This window comes from Dactylococcopsis salina PCC 8305 (assembly GCF_000317615.1).
Classification (GTDB): domain Bacteria; phylum Cyanobacteriota; class Cyanobacteriia; order Cyanobacteriales; family Rubidibacteraceae; genus Halothece; species Halothece salina.
On the sequence record NC_019780.1, the window covers coordinates 588,945 to 609,919 of the forward strand.

Annotated in this window: 19 protein-coding genes; 4 read left to right on the top strand and 15 right to left on the bottom strand. The window is 41.6% G+C overall.

Translation table 11 applies throughout. The features are described 5' to 3' along the window. Nucleotides 1-112 precede the first annotated feature (112 nt). The 7 genes from DACSA_RS03015 to DACSA_RS03045 all read right to left on the bottom strand — a co-directional run bounded on the left by DACSA_RS03015 (nt 113) and on the right by DACSA_RS03045 (nt 6,550). Complete coding sequence (locus tag DACSA_RS03015; RefSeq protein ID WP_041235651.1) at nt 113-520, bottom strand: DUF4332 domain-containing protein; 408 nt, start codon at nt 518-520, stop codon at nt 113-115. Nucleotides 521-556: 36 nt separating this feature from the next. Further along, nucleotides 557-874, bottom strand: a complete 318-nt coding sequence (gene rpsJ, locus DACSA_RS03020; protein WP_015228367.1) for a 30S ribosomal protein S10 — start codon at nt 872-874, stop codon at nt 557-559. Nucleotides 875-975: 101 nt separating this feature from the next. Beyond that, nucleotides 976-2,205: an elongation factor Tu gene (tuf, locus tag DACSA_RS03025; protein WP_015228368.1), complete on the bottom strand. Its 1,230-nt coding sequence runs from the start codon at nt 2,203-2,205 to the stop codon at nt 976-978. A 27-nt stretch (nt 2,206-2,232) separates the two neighbouring features. Then, nucleotides 2,233-4,308, bottom strand: a complete 2,076-nt coding sequence (fusA, locus tag DACSA_RS03030; protein ID WP_015228369.1) for an elongation factor G — start codon at nt 4,306-4,308, stop codon at nt 2,233-2,235. Nucleotides 4,309-4,425: 117 nt separating this feature from the next. Further along, nucleotides 4,426-4,896 (bottom strand): 30S ribosomal protein S7, encoded by a 471-nt coding sequence (rpsG, locus tag DACSA_RS03035; protein ID WP_015228370.1) that lies wholly within the window; start codon nt 4,894-4,896, stop codon nt 4,426-4,428. Nucleotides 4,897-4,921: 25 nt separating this feature from the next. Continuing rightward, nucleotides 4,922-5,296, bottom strand: a complete 375-nt coding sequence (gene rpsL / locus DACSA_RS03040) for a 30S ribosomal protein S12 (protein WP_015225449.1) — start codon at nt 5,294-5,296, stop codon at nt 4,922-4,924. A 342-nt stretch (nt 5,297-5,638) separates the two neighbouring features. Then, nucleotides 5,639-6,550, bottom strand: coding sequence for an AEC family transporter (locus tag DACSA_RS03045; protein WP_015228371.1), 912 nt, complete (start codon nt 6,548-6,550; stop codon nt 5,639-5,641). 259 nt (nt 6,551-6,809) lie between these two features. Here DACSA_RS03045 and DACSA_RS03050 point away from each other — a divergent pair, with 259 nt between their 5' ends. The 3 genes from DACSA_RS03050 (at nt 6,810) to cobD (ending at nt 9,219) form a co-directional block, all read left to right on the top strand. Continuing rightward, nucleotides 6,810-7,571: a Uma2 family endonuclease gene (locus tag DACSA_RS03050; protein WP_015228372.1), complete on the top strand. Its 762-nt coding sequence runs from the start codon at nt 6,810-6,812 to the stop codon at nt 7,569-7,571. A 259-nt stretch (nt 7,572-7,830) separates the two neighbouring features. After that, a complete protein-coding gene (locus tag DACSA_RS03055) occupies nt 7,831-8,118 on the top strand; it encodes an HU family DNA-binding protein (RefSeq protein ID WP_015228373.1) in 288 nt (95 codons plus the stop codon). 24 nt (nt 8,119-8,142) lie between these two features. After that, nucleotides 8,143-9,219, top strand: coding sequence for a threonine-phosphate decarboxylase CobD (cobD, locus tag DACSA_RS03060; protein ID WP_041235652.1), 1,077 nt, complete (start codon nt 8,143-8,145; stop codon nt 9,217-9,219). Here the strand turns inward: cobD and DACSA_RS03065 are convergent. The 3 genes from DACSA_RS03065 to DACSA_RS03075 all read right to left on the bottom strand — a co-directional run bounded on the left by DACSA_RS03065 (nt 9,209) and on the right by DACSA_RS03075 (nt 13,353). Beyond that, entirely contained in the window at nt 9,209-10,075 is an 867-nt protein-coding gene (locus tag DACSA_RS03065; protein WP_051017270.1) for an IS200/IS605 family accessory protein TnpB-related protein, read from the bottom strand. The genes cobD and DACSA_RS03065 overlap by 11 nt on opposite strands. Before the next feature lie 90 nt (nt 10,076-10,165). Then, nucleotides 10,166-12,067: a group II intron reverse transcriptase/maturase gene (ltrA, locus tag DACSA_RS03070; protein WP_015228375.1), complete on the bottom strand. Its 1,902-nt coding sequence runs from the start codon at nt 12,065-12,067 to the stop codon at nt 10,166-10,168. Nucleotides 12,068-12,720: 653 nt separating this feature from the next. Then, complete coding sequence (locus DACSA_RS03075; protein ID WP_198007621.1) at nt 12,721-13,353, bottom strand: hypothetical protein; 633 nt, start codon at nt 13,351-13,353, stop codon at nt 12,721-12,723. A 1,514-nt stretch (nt 13,354-14,867) separates the two neighbouring features. Here DACSA_RS03075 and DACSA_RS03085 point away from each other — a divergent pair. Then, nucleotides 14,868-16,268, top strand: coding sequence for an FAD-dependent oxidoreductase (locus DACSA_RS03085; protein ID WP_015228376.1), 1,401 nt, complete (start codon nt 14,868-14,870; stop codon nt 16,266-16,268). 26 nt (nt 16,269-16,294) lie between these two features. On the opposite strand, the gene DACSA_RS03090 is transcribed toward DACSA_RS03085, so the two are convergent. From DACSA_RS03090 to rfbC, 5 genes are all read right to left on the bottom strand, one after another. Next, a complete protein-coding gene (locus DACSA_RS03090) occupies nt 16,295-17,032 on the bottom strand; it encodes a pantothenate kinase (RefSeq protein ID WP_015228377.1) in 738 nt (245 codons plus the stop codon). Nucleotides 17,033-17,296: 264 nt separating this feature from the next. Further along, the gene (locus DACSA_RS03095) at nt 17,297-18,442 is read right to left on the bottom strand and encodes a glycosyltransferase (RefSeq protein ID WP_015228379.1); all 1,146 of its coding nucleotides are present in this window, start codon (nt 18,440-18,442) and stop codon (nt 17,297-17,299) included. 20 nt (nt 18,443-18,462) lie between these two features. Beyond that, nucleotides 18,463-19,536 (bottom strand): glucose-1-phosphate thymidylyltransferase, encoded by a 1,074-nt coding sequence (locus DACSA_RS03100; RefSeq protein WP_015228380.1) that lies wholly within the window; start codon nt 19,534-19,536, stop codon nt 18,463-18,465. Next, on the bottom strand, nt 19,536-20,420 hold the full coding sequence (gene rfbD / locus DACSA_RS03105) for a dTDP-4-dehydrorhamnose reductase (protein WP_015228381.1): 885 nt from the start codon (nt 20,418-20,420) through the stop codon (nt 19,536-19,538). Before rfbD ends, DACSA_RS03100 begins: the two co-directional genes overlap by 1 nt. Beyond that, on the bottom strand, nt 20,413-20,958 hold the full coding sequence (gene rfbC / locus DACSA_RS03110; protein WP_015228382.1) for a dTDP-4-dehydrorhamnose 3,5-epimerase: 546 nt from the start codon (nt 20,956-20,958) through the stop codon (nt 20,413-20,415). Before rfbC ends, rfbD begins: the two co-directional genes overlap by 8 nt. Between the last annotated feature and the right edge of the window lie 17 nt (nt 20,959-20,975).

Sequence of the window (20,975 nt, forward strand, 5' to 3'; positions counted from 1 at the left end):
GACTAATGACTGATGTACAGACGTTCCATGTGATGTACAGACGTTCCATGGAACGTCTCTACAATGATGACTAATAGATGTTGGGTTTCGTAAACTCCACCCAACCTACTTTTTATTGATTAATTTTTCGTGCGTCTTGAATCCAATTTTGCACGATCGACACGGATGGACAATAATCTCTGCGCTTGAAAAGAGCGATTTGTAGGCGTAAAACTTGTTGATGGAGTTTTTGGGGGTGCATTTGCTTTAATTGCTCGATCGAGCCGATACCAGCATGAAGCAATAACCCACAGTATTCACACCCCACACTCGGAAGACGAGCTAAATCTGCCATAATCACCCATTTACTGATCTGTTGCGGTTTTTGTTGCAGATAACGGGCAATTTCTTCTTTTCCCTGCTGAGTTTGGGCTTTTAGAAGTAAGTCTTGAGTGGTTGTAATCCCTAAATCTTGAAAGCGCGATCGAGTGGTTTCATCGAGACGAGGTAAATGTTCCAGCGACCAGTTTTTCCCTTTCATCGTCAAATTTCCCCCCAACAGGGGGAATCGCATCAATTAGAGTTTTACTTCAATATCCACACCTGCGGGTAAATCAAGTTTCATCAAAGCATCGATTGTTTTGGAAGAAGGCTGATAAATATCAATAATCCGTCTGTGGGTGCGAGTTTCAAAGTGTTCTCTGGAATCTTTATTCACGTGAGGAGAGCGTAACACACAGTAAATTTTGCGCTTAGTGGGTAAGGGAATCGGTCCCACTGCATTGGCATCAGTACGCTGTGCCGTTTCGACAATTTTGTCGCAAGAGGTATCTAATAATCGACGATCAAAGCCTTTGAGACGGATGCGAATTTTTTGTTGTTGGAGAGTTGCCATAAGTTTTTAAGAGAATCTAATTCAGTTGTCAAGGTTCAGAGCGAAGAAAAGAGCAACAGGGAAAACGCCGCTGCTGCTCTGAAGGGATTTCTAGAAGTGAGCTATTTCACAATTTTGGAAACCACGCCAGCACCGATCGTGCGACCCCCTTCACGAATCGCAAAGCGCATTCCTTGCTCAATGGCAACGGGGTTAATCAATTCCACCGTCATTTTTACACGGTCTCCTGGCATCACCATCTCGGCGGCGCTACCGTCATCGGCGGTAAAAGCGTTAATCGTACCCGTTACATCAGTGGTTCGCACAAAAAACTGAGGACGATAGTTAGGGAAGAAAGGAGTGTGACGACCGCCTTCCTCTTTTTTCAGGACATACACTTCAGCCTCAAACTGAGTATGAGGAGTAATCGAGCCTGGTTTCGCCAAGACCATACCGCGCTCAATATCATCTTTCTGGACACCCCGAAGAAGAATCCCGACATTATCACCAGCCATTCCTTCATCCAGAGTTTTCTGGAACATTTCCACACCGGTTACTGTGCTTTTACGAGTGTCGCCGATACCGACAATTTCCACTTCTTCGCCGACTTTGACCTTACCGCGCTCAATTCGACCTGTGGCAACAGTTCCCCGACCCGTAATGGAGAATACGTCCTCAATTGCCATCAAGAAAGGCTTATCAACATCTCGTTCAGGAGTGGGAATATAATCATCCACTGCATCCATCAGTTCGTAGATTTTATCAACCCACTCGTTATCACCTTGAGCGATATCGGGTTTTTGGGTAAGCGCCTCTACTGCCATCAATGCTGAACCCGAAATAATCGGAATATCATCCCCAGGGAAATCGTATTCACTGAGCAATTCCCGAACTTCTAGTTCTACTAACTCTAAAAGCTCTTCGTCATCCACTTGATCCACTTTGTTGAGAAAAACAACTAAGTTAGAGATTCCCACCTGACGAGCAAGCAAAATATGCTCACGAGTTTGAGGCATCGGACCATCGGCAGCGGAGCAAACGAGAATTGCTCCATCCATCTGCGCTGCCCCCGTGATCATGTTTTTCACATAGTCTGCGTGTCCAGGACAATCTACGTGGGCATAGTGACGCTTGTTGGTTTCATATTCCACGTGAGCGGTATTGATGGTGATTCCCCGTGCTTTTTCTTCGGGAGCGGCATCAATGTCTTCATAGTTCCGTGCTTTTGCCCGACCCGAATGGGATAAGGTGAGGGTCAAAGCGGCAGTTAATGTGGTTTTACCGTGGTCAACGTGACCCACTGTGCCAATGTTAGCGTGATCTTTTGTCCGTTCAAATTTTTCGCGTGCCATGAGTCTATTTTTCCTTAAATATCCTAACTATGCGTTCCCTTGATTTTTAGCAATGACGGCTTCGGCAACATGGTTCGGAACTTCAGCGTAGTGGCTGAACTCCATTGTAAAGATGCCTCGACCTTGTGTTTTGGAGCGGATGTCGGTGGCATATCCAAACATCTCCGCGAGAGGAACTTCTGCCGAAATTTTGGCGAGTCCATCATCGGTATTCATATTACCGATTTGACCGCGACGAGAGTTGAGATCGCCCATGACATCACCCAAGAAGTCTTCGGGGACTTCTACTTCCACTTTCATCATTGGCTCTAACAGTGCGGGGCTGGCTTTTTTCGCTGCTTCCCGAATTCCCATTGATCCAGCAATTTTGAAAGCCATTTCCGAAGAGTCCACATCGTGGTAAGACCCATCTACTAATCTGACTTTCACATCGATCAAGGGATAACCTGCTAATATACCAGATTCACAGGTTTCTTTGATCCCTTCTTCTACGGAAGGAATATATTCTTTGGGAATCACCCCACCGACGATTTTAGAGGTAAATTCAAAGCCTGTACCTGGTTCTCCTGGTTCTACCTCTAAAACCACGTGACCGTATTGTCCTTTACCGCCACTTTGACGAATAAATTTCCCTTCTGCGTTTCCAGGTTGGCGAATGGTCTCACGGTAAGCAACTTGAGGCTGACCAATGTTCGCTTCTACTTTGTATTCTCGCAGCATCCGATCGACGAGAATTTCTAAGTGAAGCTCTCCCATACCTGCGATCACGGTTTGATTTGTTTCTGCATCAGTGGTGACGCGGAAGGTGGGGTCTTCATCGGCGAGTGCTTGCAGGGCTTTGGAGAGTTTCTCCATGTCTGCTTTAGTTTTTGGCTCAACCGCTACGGAAATTACGGGTTCAGGGATAAAGATAGACTCTAATATAATCGGGTTGTTTTCATCACACAGGGTATCCCCAGTGGTGGTGTTTTTCAAGCCCACGATCGCGCCTAATTCTCCAGCCCGCAGTTCATCCACTTCGATCCGATCGTTGGATTTCATCACAATCAAACGGGAGAGCCGTTCTTTCTTATCTTTGGTGGCGTTATAGATATAGCTACCTTTTGCCAGAACCCCTGAATAAATGCGAACAAAGGTTAACCGTCCATAGGGGTCCGCTGCCACCTTAAACGCTAAAGCTGCCAGTGGCTCATCATCACTAGAAGGACGAGTGGCTTCTGTGCCATCAGGAAGTACCCCTTCAATGGGAGGAACTTCGGTGGGAGCGGGGAGATAATCCACCACTGCGTTTAATAACAGTTGCACGCCTTTGTTTTTGAACGCTGAACCGCATAACATGGGAACAATTTCCCGATTCAATGTTCCTCGACGTAATCCAGCGCGGATTTCTTCTTCGCTGAGGGTTTCTTCGGCGAGATATTTCTCTAACAGTTCTTCATCGGTTTCTGCAACTGCTTCTACGAGCTTGGCACGATATTCTTGTGCTAACTCCATCATGTCTTCGGGAATCTCGGTGACTTCAATGTCTGTTCCCAAGTCATTGTTGTAGATGTATGCTTTCATCCCCACTAGGTCAACGAGTCCTAAAAACTCACTTTCCGCACCGATCGGAAGCTGAATGGGAACAGCGTTACAACGGAGGCGATCGCACAGTTGGTCATAAACTTTATAGAAGTTCGCCCCGGTGCGATCCATTTTGTTCACAAAGACAATTCTGGGAACCGTGTAACGTTCTGCTTGTCGCCACACGGTTTCGGTTTGAGGTTGTACCCCACCCACTGAACACAGAACTGTAATCACGCCATCTAACACCCGCATGGAACGTTCGACTTCGATCGTAAAATCCACGTGACCTGGGGTATCAATGATGTTGATTTTGTTATCAAGCCAACTGGTACTAATTGCGGCGGCGGTAATGGTGATCCCTCTTTCTCTTTCTTGAGACATCCAATCCATTACGGCGTTACCGTCGTGAACTTCCCCCAGCTTATGAGCCACCCCTGAATAATATAAGATGCGTTCGGTGGTTGTTGTCTTTCCCGCATCAATGTGGGCTGCGATTCCAATATTGCGGACTCGTTCTAGGGGGATAGTACGTGCCATAGCGACCTCCTTATTTGAGCAGTGCTGGTTTTTCTATACATTTTTGTCTGTTTACAATTTTATAACTTTTTTTACATTTCCACCGCAGATCGGGGAATTACTGCTCAGTTTTCCCACTTAATAGCGATAGTGTGCAAATGCTTTGTTTGCTTCTGCCATTTTGTGGGTTTCTTCGCGCTTGCGGATGGTGCTACCCGTTTCGTTCGCTGCGTCCATGATTTCGTTGGCAAATCGCATCGCCATAGTTTTTCCTGATCGATTGCGACTATACTGCGATAACCAACGCAAGGCGAGACTGGTTCCTCTTTCGGGACGGACTTCCATCGGGACTTGATAGGTTGCTCCCCCCACCCGTCTGGCTTTTACCTGGACTAAAGGGGTAACATTACGCACCGCTTGTTCAAAGGTATCTAGGGGATCGCCATTGGTTTTTTCTTCTACGATTTTGAAGGCATCGTAGAGGATTCTGGAAGCCACTGATTTTTTCCCGTCCATCATCAACCGTCGAATCATCATGCTTACCAAACGGCTATTATACACAGGATCGGGAGGAACTGGGGGTTTTTTGACATTACTCCGACGAGACATAGTTCAGTAATTTTCCTAATTTCGCTTATTCTTTGGGACGTTTTGTGCCGTATTTCGATCGACCTTGACGGCGATCTTTCACGCCAGTGGTGTCGAGAGTACCACGAACAATGTGATAGCGCACCCCTGGTAAATCTTTTACCCGTCCTCCTCTAATGAGAACGACTGAGTGTTCTTGCAAGTTATGACCAATTCCAGGAATGTAGGCGGTCACTTCATATCCTGAAGTTAGACGCACCCTCGCCACTTTTCTTAGTGCCGAGTTGGGTTTTTTAGGCGTTGCGGTATAAACCCGCGTGCAAACTCCGCGCCGTTGGGGACATTCTTTTAAGGCGGGTGATTTTGTCTTTTGAGTTAACTTCGATCGTTCGTTTCGGATCAGTTGCTGGATTGTGGGCATGAGGCAAGCCTTTTACAATTCCTAATTTAATGCTATATTTCCTGTCGCCTAAGTTTTTAAGTCAACAGCACCCCATTGTATCCCTTTTTTTTCGGGTTTGTCAAGATGAATTCTGAGGTAAGTTGCCTTAGGCAAAAGGCAAGAGGCAAGAGGCAAGAGGTAAGAGGTAAGAGGTAAGAGGTAAGAGGTAAGAGGTAAAAGGCAAGAGGTAAGAGGTAAGAGGTAAGAGGTAAGAGGCAGGGTGCGTGACGATTGAACAATCAATTAACTTCCATTTTTACTCAGATCTGAATCGCCTCAAATCCTTATTTGGTAAAAATTTTAGCTTCCCAACAGCAAACTCTAATTAGTTGGAAGGGGTTGAAAGTTGGTTAATATCCATAAAACGGCGGGCAAACTGATAAAACTCAACACTGTAGAAACGACAACAGTTTTCGCGGCTCGATCGGGTTCGCCGCCAAATTCCCCGACCATTAACACGGTATTGACGGCTGCGGGCATTGCGGTTTGAAGCACTAAAACTTTTAGATCAAGCCCTGTTAAGTTTAACATAATACCAACAAAAAGCGCGATCGCGGGGGCAATAATTAGGCGTAAAACAGAGGCAAACAATTGATATTTTCCCACTGTAAAACGGGTACTAGCTAACTGCATTCCTAAAATAATTAAAGCAATGGGAATGGATGCTTTCCCTAACTGTTCAATGCCAGCATCTAACCGATAAGGAAATTCGACATTGAGAAGATGAAACACAATTCCTGCAATCATTGCCCAAAACAAAGGTAACTTTAAAGTCATCACAACGCCATATTTCCAACCGTTACCTTTTAGCAATGCGGGAATAACTCCAAATAGAAGAATTGCAGAAGTAATTAAACAAATAATCGCCCGTTCTAAACCTGCTTCGCCAAAAGCAAAACTGTTTAAAGGGAGTCCTAAATTACCGACATTTCCGAACATTGTTGTCGCTATCAGACTCTTTCCCACTGTTTCGGAAAGGTTTCCCAAGCGATTAATTCCTAATACCAATAAATACAATAAACCAGAGGTAATAATAAAGCCAGCGACTAATCCTAGCGCTCCTTGAGGCGCGATCGTGGTACGATAAAGTTTATCTCCCACTAAAGCTGGAATGAGGATATAAAGTGCAAGTTGGGAGAGTGTTGCTTGGTCTAGGGAAAGATAGCGTTGTCCAATTGCACCGATAAAGATAATTAAGGCAACTGGAATGATTGCAGGAAGAAGAACGGTCATAAAAGAAGATTACTGTCTATATCCCACTTAATCATAAGGCAAGCTGTACGATTCAATACAATGGACGATAGCAAGGGGAGATCAGTTTTTTTCACACCCACAACCCAGTCTTGTTGGGTTACACCCTTAGCTTTACTCAACCGACAACTACAAATTTTCTTTTCCCCCAATCATCGGGGGGTTAGGGGGGATAACTTTTCCCAAATGGTATATTTATGGTTGCTCGATCGAATTTTGTTGTCAAGAATCAAGGAGAAATATGGCACAACAATCATCAGAAATCGAAGCGATAAAAGGATTTCCCGATCATAATCAACTCCCTGAATCAGATGGAACATTCGTGAAAAACTTTCAAGAACATCCCCAAAGCATTTTATTAACAGATTCCTTATCAGAAGTCTTAAAAAAACTGCATCCTGATGGCAATTATGCAATTGGTCAAGACTGTGGAATTTACTGGCGAGAAACTGAACCACCCGAACGCGGTGCAGAAGCACCAGACTGGTTTTATGTCCCCAATGTTCCGCCCTTATACAATGGAGAAATTCGTCGTTCTTATGTATTTTGGCGAGAATTAAAAGCGCCTTTAATTGCCTTAGAATTTGCCAGTGGTGATGGTTCAGAAGAAAGAGACAACACCCCTTTATCTTCGACGAATGGTAGTACCATTAAACCTGGAAAGTTTTGGGTTTATGAAAAAATTATTCGCATTCCTTATTATGGAATTTATGAGATTAAAACGGGAAACTTAGAAGTCTATCACCTGCAAGATTTTTCCTATCGAAAATTAAACCCTAATCAAAGAGGACATTATGAAATCGAACCGTTAGGAGTAGAATTAGGTTTATGGCGAGGCACATATCAAAATCAAAATCAACTGTGGTTGAGATGGTGGGACTTAAACGGTAAACTTTTGCTTATTGGTGAGGAAAAAGCAACTGTTGAAAGACAAAAGACGATGCGGTTAGCGCAACGGCTGAGAGAATTAGGGATTGATCCAGAAGCGGAAGGTTTGATCTAATCACTAAACTGTAATTTTAATCACAAAAAACGTTGCGAAACGTAAAAAAAACCCGAAATGTAGAGAATTTAATGGTTTTGACGATCCAGAATGGGCGATCGGGGTTTAGAATAATGCAGTGAAACATAGAACAGATAAGTATTCTAGGCTTTGGAAGCTATCTTTCTCAAGATAGATGTTAGTAAATGCAAAGAAAACTTGCTCAGAGCAAGGAATCTGTCGTTATTGTAGAGAAACACTCAAAAATCAGGAGATTAACATGAATAAAGGTGATTTAGTTGATAAAATTGCCGATCGAGCGACCGTAACCAAAAAACAAGCAGACGCAGTATTAACCGCTGCTCTGGAAACGATTATGGAAGCGGTATCAGAAGGGGAAAAAGTGACCTTAGTGGGTTTTGGATCGTTTGAGCGTCGGGAGCGCAAAGCACGAGAAGGACGGAATCCAAAAACAGGAGATAAAATGGAAATCCCAGCAACTAAAGTCCCTGCATTTTCTGCTGGGAAACTGTTTAAAGATCGAGTTGCTCCTGACGATGAAGAATAATCCACCACAAAGGATTTAATCATGATCAAACGACCAATGCATGGAGGTAATTTAAATTGGGCGGCAAAAATCGCTGGCTGTCCTCCCTCTATGCTATTGGATTTTTCCGCGAGTATTAACCCTCTCGGTCCGCCAAAAAGTGCTATTAATGCTATTGAAAAGGGGCTGAGAGGACTCGAACATTATCCTGATCCCAATTATCCCGAATTGCGATTAACGCTAGGAAATTGGCACGATTTACCCCCAGAATGGATTTTACCTGGAAATGGGGCGGCGGAGTTGCTTACTTGGGGAGGGCGAGAACTAGCGGCTTTGGATGCAGTTTATGTGTTGAGTCCAGGATTTCGGGACTATAAACGGGCGTTAGATGCCTTTGGGGCAAAAATCATCTCTTGTCCTCTTGATGTGGCGAAAAGAAGCCAAAACTCGCTACTGGAAAAGGATTTAAAGTTAGATGCACCCATTACGAGTAACTGCGGGCTGCTGTTGAATAATCCTCACAATCCCACTGGTCAATTGTTCTCTCGTCGGGAAATTTTGCCGTATTTAGAGCAGTTTGCGCTGGTTGTGATTGATGAGGCGTTTATGGATTTTTTGCGCCCAGACGCTCAAGAAAGTCTCATTGAGGACGTTAAAAACTATCCTAACTTGGTGGTGCTTCGATCGATGACTAAATTTTACACCTTGCCAGGGTTGCGTATTGGTTACGCGGTGGCTCATCCCCAACGGTTAAAACGGTGGGAAAAATGGCGCGACCCTTGGTCAGTTAATAGTTTAGCAGCAGTAGCGGCGGTGGCGGTAGTAGCAGATACAGAATTTCAGGAAAAAACTTGGCAATGGTTGGAAAGCGCTCGATCGAAATTCTATCAAGATTTGCTGACAATTCCAGGCTTATCTCCTATTCCCAGCGCCGCCAACTTCTTCCTCGTTGCTACCGACATTCCCGCTTCCCAACTACAAACCCAACTCCTGAAACAATCCCAAATTTTGATTCGTGACTGTCTCAGTTTCCCCGAATTAGGAGAAAACTATTTCCGTATCGCCATCCGTTACCCTGAAGAAAATCAAAAACTGATCAATCAACTCACAATCAATCTCTAGTTGAGTTCTCCATGTTTTGAAAAACATGGATTCCAAACGTTGCTACGAAGCGAGATTGAATCTCGCAATCGAAGCGTTTACGATATGATTTCTTCAGCGTACTGAAAACATCATATCGCTTGGGAACACTCAAACATTCCCGACATACCTCGGCTAGAGTTAACCCTAGCTGTGTACTTACCTTTCTTAAGATATTCGCCGCTCCATTACAGTCAGCATTGATTAGCCTACCTTTACGAGTCTGATATAAACCTCTTTTCACTCTCTTTCCTGATGCTTTCCAGTTAGCAGGTTTCTCACCGCCGAACACTGGTAAATCATCATTATCCAAAAACGAGCTACGAGAAGTGTAACTTTCCTCGGTTTCGGTAAAATTGATTCCTACTGATTCTGCCAACTCTTTAATTCGGTTCTTGAGTCTAGCAGTGGGGATTTGTACAAAGTTTTGGTTATTTTTTGAACCCAGATTGCAATTGGTTTTAACTCCTTGTCCCCAACCGAAAACAATGTTACCGATACGATGGTTAAGACAATAGTTAACGATAAACCGTGCTGTCTTATTTACAGCGTCACACATGAAACAGGATCGTTTATGGGTTAACTCGTCTAAGTATTCATCCCAATAAAAGTCTGTGTTCCTGAGCGGGAGTTGAGCCTGTCGAAACTTGTCGAAGGACTTCCCTTGTTTATACTTAGCAACTGTTTTGTTATATCTAGCATTCACACCCTTAATTTTATGTCCGTCAACAATGAAACTCCTTCCGAGAGTGGAGACACAAGTCAGAAGATTATTTACCCCTGGGTCACACCCCAAAGCCTGAGAATAATCTAAATCGGTCGCTACTTTTTCTTCCACCCTGTAGTTAACCTAAGCCAAGAGGTCGCCCTCTTGACTCGGCTTCAGAACGGTACGTGAAACTTTCGCTTCATACCGCTCCTCTCCAAACTACGCTGTGTTAACAGCACTTCCCTGCTTAGTTTCCGATTTACGACTTTTCTTGGTTTTCTTTTGGGTTTTCTTTTGCCCCTTATTATCCATTTGTCGTTGTCGGTCTTCGGCAGTTTTCTGATGGTGACAATGACGATGAAGTAACTGTAAATTCTTGTAATGGTCTTTGCCCCCTTCAGCTTTAGGGACGATGTGGTCAACCTCCACTACATCTTCACCCTTGATGTAAAGTCCACAACGGGCGCATTTGCCTTTCTGACGCTTCATCAGGGTAGCAACCCGTTTCGGTGTGCCAGGGTATTCACCCCGACGTTTACTCCAGTACCGCCAATCTCCATCGTAAGGAGACTTTGTACCCTCGATTTTTATATGTCTTTCAATTGGTGTCCATGCGTGTTTCCACAGTTCGTGCGTACCCGCAATAGGAGAATTTGGTGTATCAGAAGGAGTTGAGAAGACCCATTTGTCTTTTCTATCTTCTTTTGCTAAATCTTTCTCCTTAGTCAAATGAAAGTATCTTTCTTCACACCATTTGAGGGTTTTGTTAGAGTGACGGCTTTTTATCCAGCGACGTAGTTTGTTATAGACCATGTAATCTATGTGTGCAAATGTTTCCTTAGAGCAGACTGTTTTGTGATAGTTGCACCATCCCCTAATTATGGGGTTAAGTTTATCAATGATTACCTCTTGGGATTTACCTTTCATTGAATCTAATACCGAAACAATCTTTTCGTAATGTGTTTTGATACTTTTGTCGCTTGGTTTGATTATTGTCTTGAATCCGAGTAACTTGCCATTTGTATTCTTTCCTGTATGGTTCTTCCCGACTTCATACTGTCGGATGTTCCATCCCAGAAAATCAAACCCTGCTCTTTCTTTCTCAGAATTATGCAAGGTGTGACATATTCTCGTCTTGCTCTCGCTTAATTCTAAGCCTAAGCCATGTAACCACTGTTCAATAAGCGTTTTCGCCTGTTGGATGATGGATTTATCCTTGTGGAGAACAACGAAATCATCTGCATACCTGATAAGAGAGATACTTTTACTATTAGCTTGTTTATTCCCTTTCCAAGTTTCAGCCCATTGTCTTATGTTTTCCTCAAGTCCATGCAGGGCGATGTTTGCCAATAGAGGACTTATCACCCCTCCTTGTGGTGTTCCCTCATTTGTTGGAAACCAATCGCCTCTATCCAAGACCCCCGATTTCAACCAAGCTCGAATTTGTCGAGCCATAGTCGGGGTTGTATTTAATTTTCTTAAGAGAACATTGTGGTTTATACGGTCGAAACATTTAGATATGTCAGCATCCAAAACCCATTTGGCTTTAGTTTTAATCGTCTTATAAATTGCCTCTTCCGCATCATGGCAAGAGCGTCCTGGTCTAAATCCGTACGAATTAGGCTCGAATTTTGCCTCCCATTCAGGCTCTAAAGCCAATTTGAGAAGTGCCTGCCTCGCACGGTCTTCCATTACTGGAATACCCAAGCCACGTTTTTCTTTGCGACCTGGTTTTGGAATCCAGACCCGTCTTAAGGATTTACCCTTCCCTGTAAGAGTCAGGTTTTCAGCAAGGTTTAATCTTTGCTTAGGACTTAGGGTTTTTACACCATCTATCCCCGCAGTATTCTTACCCTGGTTATCCTGCGAAATGCGCCGTACCGCTAAGAGTTTGGCACACCAAGACCGTAACAATAATCTTTGGAGTTTGTGAACTTTAGCCACGTCACCACTTAGAGAAGCTCGATAAATCCGTTTTTGGAGCTTAAACACCCGTATTTCAATCTCCTTCCAGTCAATCTGACTCCACTCCGTCTCTGCCATGAGATTAAACCCAAAGCCTAACCAGAGCATTAAAAAGGTCTTTGTCCGAGCATCACATTTATACCTGATTTGGTTCATAACATTACTCTACTTCACTTATTATCTTCGTAATCTAAAGTGGATACGTCTGCTTATCCTTCCTGTTGTAGAAGGCATTTGCTTCTTATCCAATCCTTCCCTCGTTCTACCCGACAAATGAGTCAGAGATTGCGTCCCGACAGACTACTTGAGAAATCGACCTTTCCAAGAGTATGAACGAGGGTTACTTCGTTCCTGATTTCCATTGATTAAGACCTTAGCCCCCTACTTTCCACCGAGCAAAATTGAAGGTGTGATATGAACTTCGCGAAATCCATATCTTCTTGCTTTGAACTTATTTTGTTCCCTGCGGTAGCCTTTACGCAGGTTGCGGATGACGAATGGTTCAAACATAGGTTCGTTGACTAGGCATCGCCTTTTGCTAGGGATTTACCAGTTTAGGCTTCCAGCAGTGACCCCATTTAACCCTGCTTCATCCTCAAGTAGTCAACTCTATAGATGAGGGTTATGCTGTCCTCTCACACCCTGAGAGGGATGGACTTGAATTAACGGGTTATACCCTACCTGTTTCTTAGCCGAAGCTCCACAGGCTCTCACCAACATGGAATTCAAGTTGTCAAGGTTCTGTACCCCGAAGGGTTCTTTACCAAGCTCTGGTTTATACTCCGCAGTTCGAGTGAACTACAGTGATTTCACCAGAAACGAATCGCACCAACGAGTTCCGCCCAAAGTTTTCCATGCTGAGGAAGGATTCTGATCTCAGAGATGTTAGTATCACCAATATAACTAACCGAGGGAATAGAAAATTCCTCTTCTTTTCCTTTTTCCCAATACTGCGTAATGACTCGACTCATTGGTAAGAACCAAGAACCTTCTTCATGGTTAAAACGAAGCCCATCAGAAGGAAAAGTAAAACTACATAGACCTCCTTTTGTTCTATAACCAGGGAGTTTTGGTTTATGGTCTAGTTCTCCATCAAACCACATTTCTAGCAGTTCGTTATAAGACTTAAACGCCTCTTCGACTGACTTTAACAGTTGCTGACCTTGCTGTCCACCTAACCATTGGTAATGAGGATTTTCCTTAAAGTCTTTACAAAGCTGAGAATAACTAACTTTTACCTTTTTATCCTTGAATTGACGACGAAAACAGTCATCCTTATCGAAAAACTCTCTGATTCCACAACTGGAAAAGTGAGCTTGTCTAATTTGATACACCGCCGTGTTCCATAAGTTATTGGCTTCGTGGCACAGAAACACCAAAACATCCCTAGTTTGGTCAGTGATGTTGCCTGTAAGAAGGATTTTTGTCGTCCTATATGACATTGCTTAAAGTGTGATCGTTTAGATATACTCTAAGTGTAACTCCAATAATAGAATATGGCAAGAACCAAAAAGATGCAATTTAATGTCACAACTCAAGAGTATGAAACTTTGAAGAAAGTTGCTGAAAAGAAGAACTTGTCTATGGCAGAGGTGTTAAGAGACTACATTAAATCTTTGGACACAGAGGACTAAAGTCCTCATTCGCCTGTTCCTGAGCCTGTCGAAGGATTCATCCATCCGTTTCAAACGGATGGCTCTCTGACTGTTTTTCTGTAGTGTCTCCTGAAAAAGTTCATGTATCGGTGAAGACCGTTATTTGTTATTTGTTATTTGGTATTGGCGAAAAAGGTATCGTGGAATGGGAATGATGCTTTATTCAACATGAGGATTCGTTTGCATACCATATTTTCTTGATTTTAACCACTACCTTTCTCTATGGTTACTCTTCGATAACTCTTTAAACCCTTATACTCGATCGAGGCTTGTCAATACGGGGAGGGGGGAGATGAGGAACGAGTTTCCTTGCTTTCAGGGGCGTTTTCTAAAATTGGCAACACTTCCCATTATATAGAAATACTCTATCAGAAAGCTCGATCGAGCGCAACCCCTGAAAAAAAATTTCGCCCTTTTCTTGCTTCTCTTGATTTGTTATTTGTGATTTGTGATTTGGTATTGGCGAAAAAGGTATTGTGGAATGGGAATGATGCTTTATTCAACATGAGGATTCATTTGCTTACCATATTTTCTAGATTTTGCCCACTGCTTTCACTTATGGTAAGTCTTCAGGATTTCCTTAAATTCTGATGCTCGATCGAGGCTTGTCAATACGGGGAGGGGGGATATTAGGAACGAGTTTCCTTGCTTTCAGGGGCGTTTTCTAAAATTGGCAACACTTCCCATTATATATGAATACTCTATCAGAAAGCTCGATCGAGCGCAACCCCTGAAAAAAAATTTCGCCCTTTTCTTGCTTCTCTTGATTTGTTATTTGTGATTTGTGATTTGGTATTGGCGAAAAAGGCATTGTGGAATGGGAATGATGCTTTATTCAACATGAGGATTCATTTGCATACCATATTTTCTAGATTTTGCCTACGGTTAGTGATTTTTTTGTGGTCAGCTTAATTTAACTTAATGTTCATTTCGACCCCTAACCAGAAAAGAGGAAATCGCAAGCAACCAACGAAACCATAGGAGTTTTATGGCAATAATCTGAAAATTGGCACTACTTCCCATCATGGTACGGTCATTTTATAACGGGACACGCCATTTGGCAAGAGTAGCGTCCTGAAATGGCGAAAATTCGTTAAATATTAAGAATGATGTAGAAAAGGAATAAATAACAATTAATCGTCAAAAAAAACCTAGCAATATCTCTCTTCATCTCCACCCTTGCGAGTTGATTTTATTCATAATGAAACAATCCTGCCAATCTCATTTAGAATTACTATAGTCGTAGGTTGGGTGAAGTGAAAACGCAACCCAACAAAGCAAGGAATAGCGAATAACAAATAATGAACTATGATCTAATTATTATTGGTAATACTCCTGTCGGACGTTACGCCGCTTTTACTGCTAGTTTATGGGAAGCGCGAGTCGCTTTAGTAACGCAAGAAATTATCTTCTCTGATTATGCAGACTGGCTTTATAACTTTACTTTATCTCAATTAATTGAGACAACCGAACAACAGGAAAAAATTCAATTTTCCTCTAGTGTCTCATCAACAAGTTACCAAAAATGGGCGCAAGAAGTCATAGAAGTTATCGAGGAAAAAGAGTCTTTAGTGAAACTTACCGCTAAAGGGGTTGATATCATTTCAGGAAAAGGAGAATTTTGTCGGCTTCCGAAACAAGCATTGATTGTTAATAATGAAAAGTTACAAGCTGGTGCTTATTTAATCACCACAGAAACCACACCAATTTTCCCAACCATTCCCAATTTATCAGAAATTGGTTATCTCACTCTCGCTGACTTAAGACAGAAACAAACTTTAGAAACGTTACCCGATAACTTGACCATTGTCGGAGACACACCCACAGCAATCACTCTGGCGCAAAATTTAGCAAAACTGAACAAGAAAGTCACTTTATCTCTGACAAAAACTGGTTTATTTCCCACTGAAGATCAAGAAATTGTCAATTTATTAGAGAAACAGTTAGAAGCAGAGGGAATCGAGATTTTAAAACAAAGTCCTCTTGTAGAAATTAAAGCAGTGGGAAAACGTAAATGGTTAAAGTTAGGGGAAACAGAAAGAGAAACCGATGAATTAATTATTATTCCTCAAACTCAGCCCAATATTGAGGGCTTAAATTTAGAAGGAGTCCAAGTCAGTTATTCCAAACAGAAATTGATTATCAATGAAAAATTACAAACAACGAACTCAAAAATCTATGCTTGTGGTTGTATTCTCGGTGGATATTCTTTTCTGAATTTAGCGCAATATGAAGCGAAAGTTGCGCTTAAAAATGCTTTATTGATTCCGAGACATCAGGTAAATTATCAACCGATTCCTTGCGTAATTTCAACTCACCCTGCTTTCGGAAGAGTAGGGATGACGGAAGCACAAGCTCAAAGCTATTATCAAAATCAGGTAATTATCATTAAAGAGTATTTTAAAACCAATTTAGTTAGCCTGGTTGGTGGAGAAATTACAGGATTATTCAAAATCGTTGTTCATCGCAATGGTAAGATTTTAGGCGGACATATTTTCGGAAAAGATGCGGCGGAATTAGCCAGTATTTTGGCGATGGCTATATCTAGGAAAATGACGATGAAACAACTCACTTCTATGTCTTTTCCGTCTCCATCTATTGCTGAGATGATGACTCAAGTTTTAGAGAAATGGGAAGTTTATTATGATCAATGTCATCCTTTTTTGCGGTGGTTAAGAAGACGATATAACAAGATGATTTGAGTTTGTAAAAAATAAAAATGGTGTGATCAAATCAATTGAGCGATTCCTCGAAACATGAGGGTTTGATCAACAATTATGTTTTCACTGAAAAGAGGATATTTCTGTTTTAAGTAGGTTTGAAGTAGTATCGCATCTCCTCCTGTTAAGATGACAACTCCATCAGAAAAGTCTCGCCACCAATGGCTAACATAATCGTAAATTCCTGCGGTGACAGTGTGAATAACTCCACTCTCGATCGCGCTGGAAGTGGAAGTTGCCCACAATTGCGGTAAAGTAGGAGGTAAACTCACTTGGGGAAGGGCTGCGGTATGTTCGGTTAAGGCGTTTAACTGTAAGCTCAAACCTGGTAAAATCGCGCCACCTTGAAAGTTACGCCATGTTCCCACAGTAGTATAGGTGAGGGCGGTTCCGCCGTCAATCACTAACACTGGATAACCATAAATTTCGCCAGCGCCATAAGCGCATAACGCTCGATCGACCCCTAATGTAGAATAAATGTTAGTGAGGGGAATATCATCGAGGGTAATGATGTGTTTATGGGGATAATTTTCCCAAAGTTGAGTTTGTTTCTCTACGACTGACACTAAGTAAATAAATACCGTTTCCGATAGAGACTGAGTGATTTCAGTGGGGAATAAATGAGTGGGTAAAGTATTGACTGGTTTTTCTAAATGAGGAGTATTCCAACTTTGTAGAATTTTCCCTTCTTGAAACCATCCCCAATGAAGGCGAGAATTGCCAATGACTAGAAAAATTACAGACAATTTAATGCTCAACTATTCTGAAGCTAATTCATTTTTGTAAGTAGCTGATTGTAAATCATTAATATTTTTTGAGCTTTATTCGCCCAAATCAACTCCTTAGCTTGTTCTACTGAACTTAAAGACATTTTTTTTCGTAATACCAATTTAAAAAGTATATGTTACATCTTGTAGGGTGGGCACTGCCCACCCTACTACTAATTGTTTCATAGAAACGATATCCTACTAAAGGCACTGATGACCAATCAGGATTACATTGTTCTATAATCAAGAGAACTTTGAGTTTTTTGGTTTCCATTGCCAACTAAATTTTAAGTTTAAGTAAAAGTTCCATAACATCACCAGCAGGATCGCGCTTAATTTTGCCAAATATTGATTGACTCCGAATTGTTCTGATAATCCTCCTACGATTAAACCATTAATCACTAACCCTGCACCACAAATTATATTAAAACTTAACCCGCGACGCAACTGCTGTTTCAATTGTTTTTGGGTTTGCGTGATTTCGTGAAATGTCCATCGATCGTTCCAGAAAAAGTTATGGATGATTGCGATTTCTGTAGAGAGAATAGCACTACTGGTTAGGTTAAAATTGAATTGCTGTAATAACCAAAAACTCCCTAAATCAACGCCAATTCCTAAGATGCCAACGATCGCAAAGCGAAAAAATTTTTGGGTGGGAAATAAAGCCAAACGGAGACGGAATAAATGGTGTAAGTAGTCTAAACTTTGTTGATAGCTAACTTTACTTTTTCCCCTCAATCGAGCTTGAAAACAATATCCCACTTCTGCTACTTTTTCAATCTTCCCTTTTCCCAACACCTCCAATAGGATTTTATAGCCAACGGGACGTAAAAAACTGTATTCTAAACAACAGCGACGCACTAAAAAATAACCACTCATGGGATCAGAAACACCACTGATCACATCAGGAATAAAAATCAATCCTAACCAATGCGCTCCCTTCGATAAAACTTGACGAGTCACACTCCAATGTTCAACTTTTCCCCCTTTTTTATAACGAGTCGCAATTGCTAAATCTGCACCTTTTTCGATTTCTTGCCATAATTGTTTCAACACCTGTGGAGGATGTTGTAAGTCAGCGTCAATCACCCCTAAAACGTCTCCTTTCGCTACCTTCCATCCGTCTAAAACAGCAGTGGAAAGTCCTCGTTTTCCTTGACGACAAATGACTTGTAATTGCGGATAACATTTCTGTAATTTTTTAGCAATTTCCCAAGTTAAATCGGGACTATTATCATCAATAATAATGACTTCATACTGCTGAAATAGCACCTGATCTAAACAATTAGTTACCGATGCGATTAAGCTAGAAATCGTTTGACTTTCTTGATACGTGGGAATCACTAAGGAAAACTTAATTTCAGATTGATAATCTTCCTGTGCTGTCATTAATTACTCTTTCTTTAAGTTTAAGTTAACTCAATTTGTGAGTCATCCCCAATTAAAAATCGCATGGCTTTTGGGCGTTTTGGCGCAACTTTTAACTCTACTCTCTCCCCAATTAAACTATCAACAATTCGTTGCTGAATCTGTAACACTTTCGCCTGTCTTAGAATAACACTATGTTCGAGATCAGCTTCCTTCAGAATCGCTTCGTCAGCAATACTACTATACGGACCAATAAAACAATTTTCTAAAAGACAATTCTCACCGATAATGACTGGCCCCCGAATTGTAGAGTTAATAATTTTTGTTCCTTTTCCAATCTTAACTCGTCCAATGATTTCTGAGTTTTCATCGACTTCCCCTAAGACTTTTATTTCTAAACGAGTGTCTAGAATAATCCGATTCGCTTCTAGTAAATCGTCTTTTTTTCCCGTATCTAACCACCAACCTTCGATTTGGCGTGAACCGACATTTTTCTGATGATCAATTAACCATTGAATCGCGTCGGTAATTTCTAATTCTCCTCTCGCTGACGGTTCAATTTGCGCGAGCGCGCGATGAATATTATGATTAAAGAAATAAATTCCCACCAGTGCTAACTTAGAGGGGGGAATTTTCGGCTTTTCTACTAATCCTAAAACCGTTCCCTGTTCATCCACTTTCGCCACTCCAAACGCACTGGGATTAGAAACTGGACAAAGTAAAATCAAAGAGTCTAATTCTTGCGTTTGAAAGGCATTTAAAAAGTTCGTTAAACTGGCTTCAACTAAGTTGTCTCCTAAATACATAACAAAAGGAGAATCCCCTAAAAACGGTTGGGCAATTTTTACCGCGTGGGCTAAACCTGCTGGTTTTTCTTGAACAATATAAGTAATGGTCGCACCAAATTGGCTTCCGTCTCCTGTTTTATTTTTAATTTCTTCTCCCGTTTCTGGACTAATAATAATTCCAATGTCTGTAATTCCCGCTTCGACAATTGCTTCGATTCCGTACCATAAAATCGGTTTATTCGCGACGGGAACTAATTGTTTCGCACCTGTATAAGTAAGCGGACGTAATCTTGTTCCTTTTCCACCAGAAAGAATTAATGCTTTCATTATTTTTGAGTTGATAATTGGGTTAACATTTCTCTTAAACTGACTCGCCATTGTGGGGGAGGAGTTCCCAAAATTTTACCAATTTTTTCTCCTGATAATACAGAATAAGCGGGTCTTTTTGCTGGGGTGGGATATTCTTCGGTGGGAATGGGGGAAACACGATGAACTGTTACAGGGAAATGTAACACTTTCGCTTCTTCAAAAATGGCGATCGAAAAATCATACCAACTGGCGACACCACTATTCGTAAAATGATAAATTTCTTGAACAGGAGACGATGGTAATTTTGCAATTAATCCCATGATTGCTTTCGCGATGTCATTCGTCCAAGTCGGCGTTCCCACTTGATCAAAAACGACTTTTAATTCTTCTCTTTCTTGTCCCAGTCGTAACATGGTTTTGACAAAGTTTCCTTTTCCATAAACCCCATAAACCCAAGCGGTACGGAGAATTACATAATTATTGCAATGACTTTTTATTCCTTCTTCTCCCCCTTGTTTTGATCGACCATAAACCCCAATTGGATGCGTTTTATCTTGTTCGGTATAGGGTTTATTTTTTGTTCCATCAAAGACATAATCTGTAGAAATATGAAACAATCTTGCACCAATTTTTTCGGCACTTTCTGCTAGAATTGTCGGCGCATTGCTATTGACAGCGTGAGCCAATTCGGGTTCACTTTCTGCTCGATCGACGCTGGTATAAGCCCCTGCATTAATAATAATATCAGGTTGATGTTTTTGAACACAATCCCGAATCTGATCCGAGTTACTCAAATCCAGTTCGTCTTTTCCAAACGCAATCAATTCTCCGATTGTCGATAACAACGGCTGTAACTCTTTACCCAATTGCCCATTTTTTCCCGTTAAAAGAATTTTATTCATATAACTCTGCATCTTTTAAAAGTTTTCCAGCTTGGTCTTTTGAGGATAAAATTGGAGTTGTTATATTCTCCCAGTTAATATTAAGTTCAGGGTCATTCCATAAAATGGTTCTTTCCTGTTTTGGCGCATAATAATCAGTCGTTTTGTATAAAACTTCTGCTGCTTCTGAGAGAACATAAAAACCGTGAGCAAAACCAGGAGGAATCCACAACTGTTGTTTATTTTCAGCACTTAAAACACAACTCACCCATTGACAAAATGTTGGAGAACTGCGACGAATATCAACGGCAACATCAAGGACTTCTCCCATAATTGATCGCACTAATTTTCCTTGAGGTTGTTGAATTTGATAATGTAATCCTCGGAGGACATTTTGCTGAGAGCGAGAATGATTACCTTGAACAAATTGAGTATTTACGCCACTTTTTTGGGTAAATTCTTTATGATTAAAACTTTCAAAGAAAAAGCCTCGATCGTCCCCAAAAATTTGGGGTTTAATGATTAAAACATCAGGAATTTTCGTCTTAATAATTTCCATATTTGGACATTGTATAG